At 44.8% G+C, this 13,823-nt stretch carries 17 protein-coding genes; 14 read left to right on the forward strand and 3 right to left on the reverse strand.

Annotation, left to right across the window (positions count from 1 at the left end; all coding sequences use genetic code 11):
• Positions 1–158 precede the first annotated feature (158 nt).
• From E0698_RS24270 to E0698_RS24275, 3 genes are all read left to right on the forward strand, one after another.
• On the forward strand, positions 159–575 hold the full coding sequence (locus tag E0698_RS24270) for a tyrosine-type recombinase/integrase (RefSeq protein WP_337916449.1): 417 nt from the start codon (positions 159–161) through the stop codon (positions 573–575).
• A 90-nt stretch (positions 576–665) separates the two neighbouring features.
• On the forward strand, positions 666–797 hold the full coding sequence (locus E0698_RS27165; protein ID WP_238354135.1) for a putative holin-like toxin: 132 nt from the start codon (positions 666–668) through the stop codon (positions 795–797).
• Positions 798–1,183: 386 nt separating this feature from the next.
• On the forward strand, positions 1,184–1,534 hold the full coding sequence (locus tag E0698_RS24275; RefSeq protein WP_192513184.1) for a hypothetical protein: 351 nt from the start codon (positions 1,184–1,186) through the stop codon (positions 1,532–1,534).
• Positions 1,535–2,047: 513 nt separating this feature from the next.
• Here the strand turns inward: E0698_RS24275 and E0698_RS24280 are convergent.
• Positions 2,048–2,260, reverse strand: a complete 213-nt coding sequence (locus tag E0698_RS24280) for a helix-turn-helix domain-containing protein (RefSeq protein ID WP_192513185.1) — start codon at positions 2,258–2,260, stop codon at positions 2,048–2,050.
• Positions 2,261–2,419: 159 nt separating this feature from the next.
• Here E0698_RS24280 and E0698_RS24285 point away from each other — a divergent pair, with 159 nt between their 5' ends.
• Positions 2,420–2,785 carry a hypothetical protein gene (locus E0698_RS24285; RefSeq protein ID WP_192513186.1) on the forward strand — a complete coding sequence of 122 codons (366 nt, stop codon included), beginning with the start codon at positions 2,420–2,422 and terminating at the stop codon, positions 2,783–2,785.
• An 82-nt stretch (positions 2,786–2,867) separates the two neighbouring features.
• On the opposite strand, the gene E0698_RS24290 is transcribed toward E0698_RS24285, so the two are convergent.
• A complete protein-coding gene (locus tag E0698_RS24290) occupies positions 2,868–3,185 on the reverse strand; it encodes a hypothetical protein (RefSeq protein ID WP_025683697.1) in 318 nt (105 codons plus the stop codon).
• Between the two features lie 367 nt (positions 3,186–3,552).
• A complete protein-coding gene (locus E0698_RS24295; RefSeq protein WP_025683698.1) occupies positions 3,553–3,747 on the reverse strand; it encodes a YjzC family protein in 195 nt (64 codons plus the stop codon).
• Positions 3,748–4,064: 317 nt separating this feature from the next.
• Between E0698_RS24295 and rpsF the strand changes: the two genes are divergently transcribed.
• The 10 genes from rpsF to E0698_RS24345 all read left to right on the forward strand — a co-directional run bounded on the left by rpsF (position 4,065) and on the right by E0698_RS24345 (position 13,804).
• Positions 4,065–4,349 (forward strand): 30S ribosomal protein S6, encoded by a 285-nt coding sequence (rpsF, locus tag E0698_RS24300; RefSeq protein WP_044648139.1) that lies wholly within the window; start codon positions 4,065–4,067, stop codon positions 4,347–4,349.
• Between the two features lie 49 nt (positions 4,350–4,398).
• The gene (gene ssb / locus E0698_RS24305; RefSeq protein WP_013312801.1) at positions 4,399–4,890 is read left to right on the forward strand and encodes a single-stranded DNA-binding protein; all 492 of its coding nucleotides are present in this window, start codon (positions 4,399–4,401) and stop codon (positions 4,888–4,890) included.
• Between the two features lie 21 nt (positions 4,891–4,911).
• Positions 4,912–5,184: a 30S ribosomal protein S18 gene (rpsR, locus tag E0698_RS24310; RefSeq protein ID WP_013312800.1), complete on the forward strand. Its 273-nt coding sequence runs from the start codon at positions 4,912–4,914 to the stop codon at positions 5,182–5,184.
• A gap of 535 nt (positions 5,185–5,719) precedes the next feature.
• Entirely contained in the window at positions 5,720–7,453 is a 1,734-nt protein-coding gene (locus tag E0698_RS24315) for an ABC transporter substrate-binding protein (RefSeq protein ID WP_192513187.1), read from the forward strand.
• 71 nt (positions 7,454–7,524) lie between these two features.
• The gene (locus E0698_RS24320; RefSeq protein ID WP_044648137.1) at positions 7,525–8,487 is read left to right on the forward strand and encodes an ABC transporter permease; all 963 of its coding nucleotides are present in this window, start codon (positions 7,525–7,527) and stop codon (positions 8,485–8,487) included.
• A gap of 11 nt (positions 8,488–8,498) precedes the next feature.
• On the forward strand, positions 8,499–9,422 hold the full coding sequence (gene opp4C, locus E0698_RS24325) for an oligopeptide ABC transporter permease (RefSeq protein WP_192513188.1): 924 nt from the start codon (positions 8,499–8,501) through the stop codon (positions 9,420–9,422).
• A gap of 13 nt (positions 9,423–9,435) precedes the next feature.
• Positions 9,436–10,419, forward strand: coding sequence for an ABC transporter ATP-binding protein (locus E0698_RS24330; RefSeq protein ID WP_192513189.1), 984 nt, complete (start codon positions 9,436–9,438; stop codon positions 10,417–10,419).
• Entirely contained in the window at positions 10,416–11,381 is a 966-nt protein-coding gene (locus E0698_RS24335) for an ABC transporter ATP-binding protein (protein ID WP_134911778.1), read from the forward strand. The genes E0698_RS24330 and E0698_RS24335 overlap by 4 nt, the downstream gene beginning before the upstream one ends.
• Before the next feature lie 178 nt (positions 11,382–11,559).
• Complete coding sequence (locus E0698_RS24340) at positions 11,560–12,501, forward strand: D-alanyl-D-alanine carboxypeptidase family protein (protein WP_025683705.1); 942 nt, start codon at positions 11,560–11,562, stop codon at positions 12,499–12,501.
• Positions 12,502–12,745: 244 nt separating this feature from the next.
• Positions 12,746–13,804, forward strand: a complete 1,059-nt coding sequence (locus E0698_RS24345) for an LCP family protein (protein WP_192513190.1) — start codon at positions 12,746–12,748, stop codon at positions 13,802–13,804.
• Positions 13,805–13,823 lie beyond the last annotated feature (19 nt).

Consider the following 13,823-nt stretch of genomic DNA (forward strand, 5'->3'; position numbering starts at 1 on the left):
TTTAAGAATCTACTGAAACAAGCTTGACTATGAACCTATTTCTATACGGCGTTACCCATCCAATAGAGCGAAGAGCCCTATATAATAATGACGCTGATATTAGATTGCGGAATGCGCCTCGGGGAAGTGTGTGCGTTAGAGAGTCCGAGGTTGACTACGTGAGAAAACAAATCGTGCTGCCGGCGGTAAAGAATAAGAACCGTAAATCGCGTATTTTACCGTTATCCACAACTACAATTCGGCTACTAAAACAGTTGTCCACAGAGACAGCGGAGCATTTTGATACGCCATACTTATTCACAACCAATTATGGACAGCAACTAAGTGAAAAGACGATACAGAAATCGTTCGATAAATACGCGGAGAAAGCGAAGTTAGGACGGTCGATGTCGCCGCATGTGTTGAGGCATAACTTTGCTACTATGGCGGCTGAGAATGGAATGTCGATATTTCATCTACAGAAGTTAATGGGACACGCGGATATCGCTACAACGCGGAAGTATGTACAGATTGGAGAGGGAAGTCTAGCGGATGAGCATCGGAAATATTCTCCGTTATCGAGGCTGCGGAAATGAGCGGAATTTATAATTGAGAGAGTACTGTGGTTTGGCGGAAGTATGTTGTATAATTATATAAGCAAGACGCACGGCATGGAGGAACTATGAATGAGTGTGTTTGAGTCTATGTCGTTAATGATTAATTTTGGAATGTTTGTTTTGACATTGCTGGCCGTCGTCATTTCTATATTTACACTTAAGCAGAAACGCGAAGAAAATAAAGTGCACAAAAGAAAATAGCCTATCTCTTGGCGGGGACTAGGCTACTTCCACGGATAATTTTATAAAACGGAAGCCGTGCGTCTTGTCACTACGGCTTCTTTCTTTTGTCAATTATATTTTACAGCTAATTGCTTAATGATACAACAGGATTATTATTATATTTACTTATATGTTTGCCTAACAACGTGTCTTCATCGTTTGAGACAGAATGATAGGAATTCAAAATAATCGCTTACCCCTTCGTGTGAGGAACGTAGGTGGGTCCGTTTTTCTGCGTTTTCTTTTAGTGACAACGGACTAGTACAATGGTATTATTTGGGTAAATTTGAGATGAAGGGGGGATTCTGGGTTGTTGGGCGGATTGTATACGTAATGAGAGATTAAAAAGCGAAGGAGTTGACGAAGTGGCCCTCGAACAAGCCGCGTTTTTCAGTACTAGATCGTTTATGGCCGAAATGTTTAATGATGCTCTTTATTATCTTCAAGAAGGTGAAGCTGCGGAATATGAGTTTGCGCAATATAGATTTTATAGGTCTGCAATTATAAACTTTTGTGCCTCGGCTGAAGCAGCGGTATCAAAAATAGTACATAATCATCTTAGACAGAATGAAGATTCTTTGGAGCACTATGACATTGATTTGCTGAAGAGTCTTAATGACTTTAATGCACCCCCGCCAAAGAGCTTCAGGACAATTAGAAGTAAAATTACAACGGTCGAACGACTACTAAATCAAAAATTTACCAAGAAGAATTAAAAATCATATATAGAATTAACTGAGCTGAGAAATAAAATCATCCATTACAACACTTCCTATGCTGCCATTGTATACGAGGATGGGAGTGTGAAAAGAGTGGCGAGTGGGGCTCCTGAAGTTGTCGATGCTTTTATAACTGAGTTGTTCAGATTGTATGGATATAACTCGGTGGAGGGGTTTCATTCAAAGCGTATACCTATTTATTAAGTGTTCTTTTACCGTAATTTCAACCGCAGATCAGGACCTAATTTAACGTTAAAATCACGTATCCCATAGGTTAGACGATGATGATATAGGAGTTGGAGTAGTGCACATTATAATTGGACACTCAAGGTTTGAATTTTTAGCTGGGGGCGACGTTAACTTTTTAAATGTTTTTCTATATAATATAATAAAATTAGTTGCTGAGGTCGGAACACCCAACCGACACGCCCAAGCGGTCTTAAAAGGGATGGAGAAGATTTTAACTAATTTTCAAAGGATAGGCCTCGTCAATTTGACGGGGCTTTTATATCATTCCTCATCTATGAGTGTGATTATTTCACGAATGTCTGTAATGCCTAATGCATCTGCGATTTCCTCGATATGTTTGAAGTTTATATTTTCTCTCTTTTCATTCGCCAGTTCAGATAGAGCTGCTCTACGGACACCAGTCTTGTGAGACAATTCGTTTAGGGAAATCCCTCTTGCTTTGATTAACTCGCCAAGCATTATCTTTACCTTCATTCCACACACTCCTATTTTATTTTAAAACCCGTTGACTGTACTCATAAGCGTACAATATAATAAAGATAAATGTTGTACGTATAAGCGTACGAATTAAAAAAATAGTCCCTATTATTTTAGGAGCTAAGGCGTTTAGAGGAAGAAAAGGAGGACGGATGTATGAGTAAATCGTTGGGATTGGAATGGGCTTCGATGGTATACGGGCCGTATGATTTGCCGCATATGTATGAGATATTCGAGGGAGTACTTTATAAAGGATGCTACTTCTTCTATCTGGACAATGGTGTGCTATGCCTGCGTCAGGTTCGCAAGTTAGGTCAGCCGGAGCACACACATTTGTTCATCGATGGAGATAGTGCAGGACTACAACTGGCAGTGGGGATTCGGCGTGATTTGATGGAGGTAGTAACTGACATCATCAGAAGCTGGAGGGACAAGAGCGGGCTTACTTTTCTGTTCGATGAATTACTGTGTCTACAAGGAAGGGGAGACATACAACTGAATCTTGTAAAAGACAAGGGTTAGGATGTTCTTCTGAGGTGTCATTACAGCAAAAAAATACCCCTGACAGCAGGAAAATAAGTACCGTCAGGAGCATATTTTGTTGTTATAGCTGGTTTGGCGGGTAGTTATAGCGTTTTGTTTTTTTCGAGCCGGAGATCATCAGAAGGATTGCTGCGATCAAATGGAGAATCCAGCCCAGAACAGGTATCCAGGCCAGTAAAGAGGTCAATATCCCCCATACAGAGCCATAGATCGCTTCCTGATTGCGTAACGACAGGATGAGTGTCACTGCATGCAGGACAAGCATGAATCCCAGAGCCGAGTAACCGGTCCCCATGACAATAGCTCCTCCCACAATCGGTACGGCAAGCACCAATTCGAATATACCTGATATCCACTTTAATATTCGAGAATAGCTCATCTTTAAACCTCCGTAGATAGTAGGTCTTTGTACTTGGATATATTCTAGCAGAAGGAGCTGGATTAATCTGCATTTTACCAGTATATGCAAAAAGTCCGATAATGCAACAAAGGAGGACCTCAAAGGTCCTCCATCGTAGGCGATACATTTTTAACAGGATACGATCTGTCCAATCACATCACGAAACTCGGTGTACTGACAAGCAATACCAGTGTTGAAAAGACAGTGTCCTCTTACACAAACCTAACGCTTCTAATGCCCGGAATGGATCTCCTAACAGTTTGTCCGGCTACGTCATCCAACGGAACCACACCTCTCTGTTGTATCGCCTGATTATAATATGGCCCGAATGTCGAGAAAATATACATTAATGAACGCGGGCTTTCGTTTTTTTCTTCCATTTGCGATTATGGTTGGTCGTCTCCGGAAAAGTTTCGCCTCTTTCGAGTGTCACTTGCTGCGGGTTTTGAATTTCGGTATGAAAGCTTTTTTCTCCGACTTCCATATATACGCCGTCATTTGGCGCTTTGTCGCCTGGCTCAAATTCGGTTTTTTCACCCATAAGATTGTTCCTCCTTTACTACATGGATTTGAACTGCAACGGTTATTGTTCGCTGACATGAGCAGAAACATGCGGGAACAACAACACGGGATTTCAGAAAATTGAGTTATTTCCTATATATAGATAAATTATACTGTACCTATAAAATCATAGAAAATGGGATGTGTGCAGCTAATTTAACGGATTTACATCCCATGAACTCAATTGCTGGTTGCAATCAGTTGCTGGATTTGGTAAACTGTTTTAGTGCGAGTTTAGGCTCGTTCCTTGCTCTCAACCAAGATTGAGGGCCTTATGTCCATAAGGAGGTGTAAAGAATGCGCAAATATGAAGTGATGTACATTATTCGTCCTGACATTGAACAAGAAGCTGTTCAAGCGGCAGTCGATAAATTCCAAGGTATCATCTCCAACGGCGGTGGCGAAATTACGAGTCACGATGTAACTAAACGTCGTCTTGCGTATGAGATTAAGAAATTCCGTGATGGTTCTTTCGTTCTGGTAAACTTCACAGCAGAACCTGCTGTAGTTGCTGAGCTTGAGCGTCTCATGAAAATTTCTGACGAAGTAATTCGTTATCTCATTACGAACGACGTAGCTTAATTATTGTACGTGATTATGTAATGAACAACGCTCAAAGGAGGGGATTGGATTGTTGAACCGTGTCATTCTGATCGGTCGTTTGACCAAAGATCCAGAGCTGCGCTATACACCGTCTGGTGTAGCAGTAACCCAGTTCACCCTGGCTGTAGACCGTCCGTTTACGAGTCAAGGCGGCGAACGGGAAGCGGATTTCTTGCCGATCGTAACCTGGCGTCAGCTTGCTGAAACATGCGCTAACTATCTTCGCAAAGGTCGTTTAACGGCTGTTGAAGGCCGTGTTCAGGTGCGTAATTATGAGAACAATGAAGGAAAACGTGTATACGTGACTGAAATTGTAGCTGATAATGTGCGTTTCCTGGAATCTAACCGCGATGGCGGTAACGGTGGCGGCAATAGCGGTGGAGCTGCGCGTGAGGAGTCTCCTTTTGGAGGCGGTAACAGCAATAGTGGACGTGGGAATAATAACTCGCGAAACAATCAGGATCCTTTTTCCGATGACGGAAAACCGATCGATATTTCGGATGATGATTTACCATTTTAATTGGGAAAGGACTGACAAAGAATGGGCTTCAGACAAAGAGAAGGCGGAGACGATAACAAAAGACCAGCTCGTCGTGGTGGTCGCAACAAACGTCGTAAAGTATGTTTCTTCACTGTGAACAAAATTACTCACATTGACTATAAAGATACAGACCTGCTTAAAAAATTCATCAGCGAACGTGGAAAAATTCTTCCTCGTCGTGTGACTGGAACAAGCGCGAAATATCAACGTATGTTGACAATCGCAGTTAAACGTTCCCGTCAAATCGCATTGCTTCCTTACACTACTGAATAGTAGTTTGATGGAAGAGCAAAAGAGGCGTTCCCGATTTCGGGAGCGTCTTTTTTTGTGATTTTTCTGGTTGACAACAAGTCCCATGTATTGTAACTTACTAATAATACAATCCATGTTTAACCATTAAGCGTAGCTCAGCTTTTATGGTCCCATTTGTGATCGCACGTTCCCCAACTCGCCAGAGTAAACATTTCAGATTTCTGAAATGTTATTTTATATTACATGAAAATTCAGATTATCGGTATTTTTTCGAATAAAATTCATAAACTTTACAAAAATAGATATTTTGCATTCTTATATTACGTAAAAAAAGATGTTGACGTGATATTATTTTACACTTAAGATAAACCTTAACAAAAATGTAATGATTATCAGCACTCTAAATTGACCAAAGGTCTAAAAACACGTGTTTACGCTATCATTGGTAACCGTAAGGAGGATGCACAGACTTCATTTTCAAACCTCAGGCTTTAACGAATCAACGCAGGAAAGAGACAGGCTGTTAAAAAAGAACCGACTAAGGGGGATTAACAGGATGGTGCAAACGAAGAAATGGGTTTCTTTGCTTATGGTGCTTACGATCGTTGGTGTTTTGTTTGCAGGATGTAGCGGAGGTGCTAATGAAGCACAGCCGGGCAAAACGGAGAATAAAACAGAGGGAAAAGAAGGCAGTGCACAAGTCACGGAGGGTGTTATTAAAGCAAGTGATCTGACCCAAAATCCGCCGGGAGCTACAAACCGGAAGGATAACATTGTGGTAGGTATGACGTCACCTAAAGGGGTATTTAACCCGTTGTTCTGGCAAACGACCTACGATCTATATGTAGTCAGAACGGTATTTGATTCCTTTTTACAGGTGAAAGCGGATGGTACATACGAAAATAGCTTGGCTGACAAGATTGATGTGTCGCAAGATGGCTTGAAATACACGTTCCACCTGAAACCAGGTGTGAAGTATAGTGACGGAACGCCAGTAACAGTGAAGGATTATGCTTTTGTTCTCAAGGTACTGCATGATCCGAATTATGATGGAGAAACGGATATTTTATCTTTTAAGATTAAAGGCGGTAAAGAATATCACGATGGCAAGGCGAATGATATCTCCGGTATCAAGGTCATTGATGATAATACGGTAGAGGTAACCGTTACAGAAGCAACAGCTTATACAAAGGATTTTCTGGGTGAGCAATACTTCATGCCAGAAGCTTATTACGGAAAAGGTTTCAAAAAGGGTGACCTGGACAGCATCAAGGCGCTTAATAATAAGCCACTCGGCTCCGGTCAGTATGTTTTGAAAAGCTTCTCCCCGGGTCAACAAGTCGTACTTGAAGCCAATCCAAACTACTTCAAGGGCGCACCGAAGGTGAAAACAGTTATTTACAAAACGACGACAGACGAAACCAATTTGTCTATGCTGCAAACGGGTGAGACGGATATAGACAATATTACGGTTACAGAAGATAACGTAGAAGAATTGAAGTCTCTAGGCTTCCTGGACGTGAATATTATGCCGACCAACGGTTACGGATATATTGCATTTAATCACAAAGAAAAGAAATTTCAGGACCCTAAGGTACGCCAAGCTCTGACCATCGGTTTGAACCGGAAGGAGATTGTGGAAGGGGTGTACGGTCCGTATGCGAATGTCATTAATATTCCACAATCTACAGAAGCTTGGTCTTATACAGATGAAGGCATTAATAAATATGAGTTTGATACAGCTGAAGCAAAGGCTTTGCTGGATGAGGCTGGCTGGAAGGTTGGAGCGGACGGTATCCGTGAGAAGGATGGTGAAAAGTTTACCATTAACTTCTCAGCGACTGCGGATAACCCAGTAGTAGAGGCCTTGCTACCGATTATGTCCAACAACTACAAGGAACTGGGCATTAAGCTGAATTCCGAAACACTGGATTTCAATGCCATTATGGATAAAAAGGATACGGGCAAGTTTGATATGTTCTTTGCCGCTTGGGGATTGACACCTGATCCGGATAATACGGTTTATATTACGAACGGTGCACAAAACGATGTTGGATACTCTAATAAAAAGGTCGATGAGTTGACGCTTGCTGGTAAGCATGAACTGGATCAAGAGAAACGCAAACTGATTTACAAACAACTCTATCAAGAGCTGAATAAAGATCTGCCAGCCATTTTTATGTATCAGCGCAGAGATATGTGGCCAGTTAATGGGCGTGTATCCGGCTTGGAAATTACACCATACAAAGATTTTGAATTCAGTCTGTATAACGCTCAGTTCGCTCAATAAGGGTTGCCAATCGTATGCTCAGCTCTCACGGGCTGGGCATATCAATTCTTTATTTGTCTGGAGGAATGATTATGAAGCAGTATATTATTCGAAGACTGCTGCAACTCATCCCCACACTCATTGGCATATCCATTATCGTATTTGCGATTTCAGCCATGGTGCCGGGTGATTATATTACAGCCAAGCAGAACCCGAATATGACCGCCGAAAAGGCACAGCAGCTACGACATATCTACGGGTTGGATAAGCCGGAGTACCAACGCTATTTTATATGGGCGGGTAATATGCTGAAGGGTAATATGGGGGATTCATTACAGCATAAGCAGCCGGTAACGAAGGTCATTGGCAATTATGTATGGAACTCTTTTATTATCGCTTTTTTCAGTCTTATTTTTAGTTGGCTGATTGCAGTTGTTGCCGGGGTATTTTCAGCCAAGTTCCAATACTCGTTATTCGATAAATTCGTCACGCTATTCATATTTTTGTGTATGTCGCTGCCGTCTTTCTTTATCGGTCTTTTGGTGATTAAAATATTTGCACTGGAATGGGGTATTTTCCCGGTTGGCGGCATGACAACTGCAGGGATGGAGCCGGGCTCATGGGCTTATATCGTGGATGTTCTCAAGCACATGTTCCTGCCAACGCTCGTTCTTACGATGCTGAGCACAGGCAGTCTAACCCGGTATTTCCGTACAGGTATGCTGGAGGTTATTCGTCAGGATTATATTCGCACCGCACGCGCTAAGGGCTTGAAGGAACGGACGGTTATTTTCAAGCATGCTCTGCGCAATGCACTGATTCCAGCCATCACGCTGCTTGGATTTGAGCTTCCGGCTTTATTTGGCGGGGCGATGATTCTGGAAAAGGTATTTGTGTGGCCGGGTGTGGGGCAGGTCTATCTGGAGTCGATCAGTATGCGGGATTATCCGTTTATGCTGGGCTTCACTATTTTTCTGGCGGTCCTTACGCTCATCGGTAATTTACTCTCGGATGTATTGTATGGCATGGCAGATCCAAGAATTCGCTTGAAGTAGGAGGGATACTATTGCCCGCAGAAACAGTCACGATTGAAACCAGTCCAAAGGCGGCGATCCGTCCTGAAGCGTCTCCGTGGAGAATCGCCGTTCGCCGTTTTAACCAGAATCATTTGGCTTTGGCCGGACTCATTATATTGATTCTTATGGTTGTCATTTGTATATTTGGACCGATGATTTCACCTTATCATCTGGATGATTACAAGCTATCTGATAAAAATTTAGCTCCGAATGCCCAGTACTGGCTTGGTACGGATAAGTTTGGCAGAGATATTTTGCTGCGTACAATGCTGGCTGGCCGTATTTCTTTGACGGTGGGGCTGGTGGCCACGTTTATTTCGGTCGTGATCGGTGCGACGTTGGGTGCACTGGCAGGATTCTATCGTAAAGGCGTGGATACGATCATTATGCGGATTGCCGATATTTTTATGGCATTGCCTACATTGCCGCTGTTGATTATTTTAGGTGCCGTTCTGTCCGATTTGAAGGTTGATCCAGCGAACCGGATTTATTTTCTAATGCTCATTATCGGGATCTTGAGCTGGACGAGCTTGTCCCGTCTGGTCAGGGGGCAGATTCTTACGCTGCGTGAACAGGAGTTCATGCAGGCGACGGAAGCACTGGGCTTGAGAGATCGCCGCAAAATATTCCGCCATCTGCTGCCGAATACGATTCCTACTATTATTGTAACGGCTACGCTCGGGGTAGCTGGAGCGATTATAACGGAGTCTGCGCTCAGTTATCTGGGGATCGGCGTTGTGCCGCCCACACCTTCGTGGGGAAATATGATTTCGGCTGCGAATAATCTGATCGACTTTCGCAAGCGGCCCTGGATATGGGTTCCACCGGGAATGTGTATTCTGATTACGGTTGTAGCGATTAACCTGATTGGCGACGGTTTGCGCGATGCATTGGACCCTAAAATGAAGAAGTAGGAGACGAACGTTTATGGAAAATGCTTTGATTGAATTTCGTAACCTGAAAACCCACTTTCATACCTCTAGCGGAACTGTCAAAGCGGTCAATGACGTCAGTTTTAAAATACGTGAGGGTGAAACGCTCTGTGTGGTAGGCGAATCCGGCTGCGGCAAAAGTGTAACAGCCATGACGATGATGCGACTAATTGATTCCCCACACACCTCAGACGGTGAAATCTGGTTTGAGGGCAAAAACCTGTTAACGCTGAATAAAGGTCAAATGCAGCAAATTCGCGGCAATGACATTTCAATTATTTTTCAGGAGCCGATGTCTTCGCTAAATCCCGTGCTTACCATTGGAGAACAGATTACGGAACCGCTGCTGATGCATACATTAATGAGTAAAAAGGAAGCACGTACCCGGGCGATTGAGCTGATCAATCTGGTGGGGATTTCGCGTTCGGAGGAAATATTTCATTCGTATCCGCATGAACTGAGCGGCGGTATGCGTCAGCGAATCATGATTGCTATTGCGTTGAGCTGTAATCCGAAGCTGCTCATTGCAGATGAGCCGACAACGGCGCTGGATGTTACCATTCAGGCGCAAATCCTCGATCTGATGCGGGATTTGAAGGATAAGCTCAAAACGTCCATTATGCTGATTACGCATGATCTGGGCGTCGTGGCGGAAATGGCCGATTATGTGGTCGTCATGTATGCCGGGAACGTGATTGAAGAAGCCCCCGTCATTGAGCTGTTCAAAAATCCGCAGCATCCATATACGCAAGGGTTATTGAAGGCGAAGCCCGTCATTAATCAGAAGATTGATCGGCTGTATTCGATCCCTGGTCAGGTTCCCAACCCGATTGAGCTGGAGGAAAACTGTCATTTTCATGATCGGTGTGCGCATTGTATGCAAATCTGTAAGGATCAGGCCCCTCCCCTGCACGAAAAGAAAAACGGTCATAAGGTTGCCTGCTGGCTATATGAGGAAGAAGGAGGGCAACGGGGATGAGCGAGCCTTTAATTCAAGTGGAAGGTCTGAAAAAATATTTCCCGATCACAGGCGGGATTTTTCAGCGTACCGTGGGGCATGTGAAAGCGGTCGATGATGTATCTTTTAACATCCATAAGGGAGAGTCCTTTGGTCTGGTAGGAGAATCCGGTTGCGGCAAAAGCACGATTGGGCGTACGATTCTCAGACTGATGGATAAGACCGAGGGATCGGTGCGATACAAGGGAGAGGATTTGCATGCGTTAAGCAAGGAGCAGATCCGTGCGCTTCGTCCGAAGCTGCAAATTGTATTTCAGGACCCTTTTAGCTCATTGAATCCGAGAATTAAGGTAGGCGAAGCCATCGGGGAAGCACTGCTGGATCACGGATTGATTGAACATAGTAAGCTGCGGAAAAAGGTTAACGAGACGCTGGATATCTGCGGATTATCTGCATATCATTATGATCGGTATCCGCATGAGTTCTCCGGCGGTCAGCGACAGCGGATCGGGATTGCACGGGCTTTGATTTTGAATCCTGATTTTATCGTGGCTGATGAGCCGGTATCTGCACTCGATGTGTCTATTCAGGCTCAGATTATTAACTTGTTAAGTGATTTGCAGCAGGAACGGCAGTTGACGTATCTGTTCATCTCGCATGATCTGAGTGTGGTCGAGCATCTGTGCAGCCGCATTGGTGTGATGTATCTAGGCTCGATGGTGGAGTTAACTTCCAAGGAAGAGCTGTTCCGTAATCCTCTTCATCCATATACGAAGGCGCTGCTGTCGGCGGTCCCCATTCCCGACCCGACGATCAAGAGACAACGGATTGTGCTAAAAGGGGACATTCCTTCCCCGGCGAATCCGCCGTCAGGCTGCAAGTTCCATACGCGCTGTCCTATGGCGGAGGCCCGTTGTAAAACAGAAATTCCGGCGTATCGGGATGCAGGCGATCAGCATTATGTGGCCTGTCATTTTGCCTAGAAACATAGTAGAAGGCCTTTTTGAATCATTCGACTTATAAAAATCTGTCAGCCTGCAAGCAGGAAATGACGGATTTTTTGCTGTGGAGTGGAAAAAGCAAAAAAATTGCATCTTTTTTTCGAAAAGTTGCAGACAAAATGGATTTTTCATCGTCTAATAAAGTATGGGGGTTATTACGATGATGAAAAAATACTGGTTACGTTGGGCTATTGTGGTCCCGGTACTTATTATATTGATTTTTATTACACTTGGACCCCGACTGCTGGTCGGAAAGCCAGATGTACACGCAGGAGCTGCGGTACTGATGGACATGCAGACGGGAGAATTGTTGATGGATGTGAATGGCGATACGCCTATGCCTTCCGCAAATATGTCCAAGCTCATGACCGAGCTGCTGGTGCTGGAGGATATTCGTGCCGGGCGGTTAGGCTGGAATGATGAAGTGAAAATCAGCCGTTACGCAAGTACGGTAGGTGGTGTGAATCTGTCACTCCGATATGGTGAAAGGCTGACGGTGTCCGAACTGTTCCAGAGCATGGTTGTGTATTCGGCTAATGACGCGGCTGTGGCACTGGCGGAGCGCTCGGCGGGCAATGAACCGGCTTTTGTGAAGCGTATGAACGACAAGGCGGCTAAGATTGGATTGACGTCCTACAGCCGATTTAGCAATGCGTCAGGAGCGGGACAGAGTGAGTTGGGTCCTAACCATCCCGAGAATATTCGGGGAGAAACGCAAATGACGGCAAGCGATACGGCGAAGCTGGCCTCCTACCTGATTACGTCGCATCCGGAGATTTTGAGAACATCCAGCCGTACGCAGATGGAATTGAAGGATAAGGGCATCTATATTAGTAATACGAACTGGATGCTGCCTTCCTTGGCGGGACCCTACTCTTACGCAGGAACGGATGGACTGAAAGCGGGATACACCAGCGATGCGGGATATTGCTTCACCGGCACAGCCGAACAGCATGGCAGAAGGCTGGTAGCTGTGGTGCTGGGGGCACCGAGCAAGGAGGAACGTTTCGAGCAGACACGGAAGCTGTTCGACTACGGTTTCGCTCTGTCTACCTCTTTCCCGGTAAGGGTGCAGAATTTGGTGAAGCTGGCTCCGCGCTAAGGTAAGGAACGACTTTAAAAGCTACATAGGATACGGGCTATAAACATCAAGCAAGGCTTTGACCGTGAGGGTGAAGCCTTTTTTGGCGTGAATGTGGTGGCGAGGGGCTGGCTACGACATGGTACTTTTGACAACAAGGTAGCAGACCTTTTATGCTGTGGGGGGAAGTTTCCGCTTCATAAGGAACTGATTCGGTTTAATGAAGAGATGGGATTTATCGAAGTAAAGAAGGAAGGAACCTGTTATGGAGAGAAGACATAGGAGAAGGACAGGCGGAAAGCCTAAGAAGAAAAAAAGGTTTACTGCTCTATATATTTCATGTATTGTTTTGTTTCTGATTGCGGCGGGAGGATATCTGTTCCGTAAACAGCTGACGCTGGTGGCCTTTGACTGGTTCGTATCTCCGACCTTGGAGAGCAAGCTGGAGAAGTCCTTTCAGCCGCGCCAGTCGGAGGGACAGAAGCAGCCGGAGCCGGTTGCTTATCGGAAAGAGCCGTTTTCGGTGCTGCTGCTTGGAACGGACCAAAGGCCGAACGAGAAGGCGCGTGGCCGCTCGGATACGGTTATTTATGCGGCTGTACGGCCTACGGAATCGCGTGTGCTTCTGGTTTCCCTTCCAAGGGATACGTATGTCCAGATTGCCGGACATGATCCAAATCATGACGGTGAGGATGATTTTGATAAGTTGGGGCATGCTTATGCGTTCGGAGGCGAAGATATGTCCATGGCTACGGTAGAGAAGCTGATGGAGCATAAGGCCGATTATTATGCTACGATTAATTTTCAAGGTATTCAGGATGCTGTAAATGTGGTGGGCGGGGTTGAACTTCCTATTGATAAGCCGATTGAGAATAAAAATCCGCTGCATATCAAGTTCCGCATCGAGGCGGGCAAGCCGCTTTATAATGGTGAAGAAGCAATGTATTATGTTAGATATAGGGAAGACAGCGACTTTAACCGTACCAAACGGCAGCAAATTTTTCTGAATGCAATGGCGGATAAGCTGCTGAATATCAACGGGATTTCCAAGATTCCGGAGCTGCTCGATATTATGGGAGCCAATTTCAAGACGGATATGGAGCCTACTTTTATTACAGGGCTTGGGAAGCAGGCCATTTCGCAGGGTCAACCACAAATTTCGAGCTTTACGATTACGGGGGAAGGTTTCAAGAAGAAGGGCCTGTATTATGACCGGGCCAATGAACAGGAACTCGAATACGCCAGACTCATGATCGCAAACTGGCTGGATTCCGGCACAACCCCGCAGACGCTGAAGCTTCCCGACAAGCAGGACATTCAGTGAGTAATCATTTGATTTTACA

Source organism: Paenibacillus sp. 23TSA30-6 (assembly GCF_014858585.1).
In the GTDB taxonomy this organism is placed as follows: domain Bacteria; phylum Bacillota; class Bacilli; order Paenibacillales; family Paenibacillaceae; genus Paenibacillus.

What these genes read in the sequence shown, in the direction of transcription:
- E0698_RS27165 (WP_238354135.1), top strand. Translation starts at nt 666, where the DNA reads ATGAGTGTGTTTGAGTCTATGTCGTTAATGATTAATTTTGGAATGTTT.
- E0698_RS24280 (WP_192513185.1), bottom strand. Translation starts at nt 2,260, where the DNA reads ATGAAGGTAAAGATAATGCTTGGCGAGTTAATCAAAGCAAGAGGGATT.
- E0698_RS24285 (WP_192513186.1), top strand. Translation starts at nt 2,420, where the DNA reads ATGAGTAAATCGTTGGGATTGGAATGGGCTTCGATGGTATACGGGCCG.
- E0698_RS24290 (WP_025683697.1), bottom strand. Translation starts at nt 3,185, where the DNA reads ATGAGCTATTCTCGAATATTAAAGTGGATATCAGGTATATTCGAATTG.
- E0698_RS24295 (WP_025683698.1), bottom strand. Translation starts at nt 3,747, where the DNA reads ATGGGTGAAAAAACCGAATTTGAGCCAGGCGACAAAGCGCCAAATGAC.
- rpsF (WP_044648139.1), top strand. Translation starts at nt 4,065, where the DNA reads ATGCGCAAATATGAAGTGATGTACATTATTCGTCCTGACATTGAACAA.
- rpsR (WP_013312800.1), top strand. Translation starts at nt 4,912, where the DNA reads ATGGGCTTCAGACAAAGAGAAGGCGGAGACGATAACAAAAGACCAGCT.
- E0698_RS24315 (WP_192513187.1), top strand. Translation starts at nt 5,720, where the DNA reads ATGGTGCAAACGAAGAAATGGGTTTCTTTGCTTATGGTGCTTACGATC.
- E0698_RS24320 (WP_044648137.1), top strand. Translation starts at nt 7,525, where the DNA reads ATGAAGCAGTATATTATTCGAAGACTGCTGCAACTCATCCCCACACTC.
- E0698_RS24330 (WP_192513189.1), top strand. Translation starts at nt 9,436, where the DNA reads ATGGAAAATGCTTTGATTGAATTTCGTAACCTGAAAACCCACTTTCAT.
- E0698_RS24335 (WP_134911778.1), top strand. Translation starts at nt 10,416, where the DNA reads ATGAGCGAGCCTTTAATTCAAGTGGAAGGTCTGAAAAAATATTTCCCG.
- E0698_RS24340 (WP_025683705.1), top strand. Translation starts at nt 11,560, where the DNA reads ATGATGAAAAAATACTGGTTACGTTGGGCTATTGTGGTCCCGGTACTT.
- E0698_RS24345 (WP_192513190.1), top strand. Translation starts at nt 12,746, where the DNA reads ATGGAGAGAAGACATAGGAGAAGGACAGGCGGAAAGCCTAAGAAGAAA.